Source organism: Caballeronia ptereochthonis, from assembly GCF_001545075.1.
Classification (GTDB): Bacteria; Pseudomonadota; Gammaproteobacteria; order Burkholderiales; family Burkholderiaceae; genus Caballeronia; species Caballeronia ptereochthonis.
On sequence record NZ_FCOB02000114.1, the window covers coordinates 1 to 692 of the forward strand.

Genomic DNA, 692 nt, shown 5'->3' on the forward strand with positions numbered 1-692 from the left:
TCGAGCGAGCCATTGCTGCCGATCATGCCGCCCGCGCCGTTGTTGAGCGCATCGGCGGCGCTCACGCTCAAGCCGTCGCCACTCAACGACACGATGCGGCCTGCCGTGTTGTCGATCGATGCGCCGCTCACGTCCGCGCGTCGCGCCGCCTGAATCGCGCCCTGGCGATTGTTCAGCGCCAGCGCGGCCCGTAGCACGAGCGCACCGTTGGTCACCAGCTGGCCCGCGACGTTCGATAGCGCGCCTTTCGAGTCCACGACGAGCACGCCCGCGCCCGCGTGCTGGATCGCGCCGCCGTCGTTGGCGATGCTTTGGCCTATGACGCTCGGATTGTTGGCGTTCGAGGCGATCGTGCCGCCCGCATTGTCGAGCGCACCGCCTGCGTTGATCGTCTGATTGCGCGCGCCGTACTGGGCGAGCTTGCCGTCGCGGTTGAGCAGGTCGCCCGATGTCGCGACGGCGAGCGCGTCGCCGTCGATGCTGCCGTGCGTGTTGTCGATCGACGCAGCCGCGATGCGCGTCTCGGCGCCCGAGAGCGTGCCGCCCGTATTGTCGAGTGTGCCGCTTGCGGCGACATCGAGCGCATTGCCGGCCGTCACGCTGCCCGCGCGGTTGTCGAGCGTCTGCGCATGCACGTGCGCGTCGCCCGAGGCGGTAAGCTGTCCCGCGTTCGAGAGCGTGAGCGCCGTGAG

The 692-nt window shown here is 69.7% G+C and carries 1 protein-coding gene; it reads right to left on the bottom strand.

The features are described 5' to 3' along the window. The coding region (locus AWB83_RS35705) for a hypothetical protein (protein ID WP_143750176.1) at positions 1-692 on the bottom strand (692 nt) is incomplete at both ends.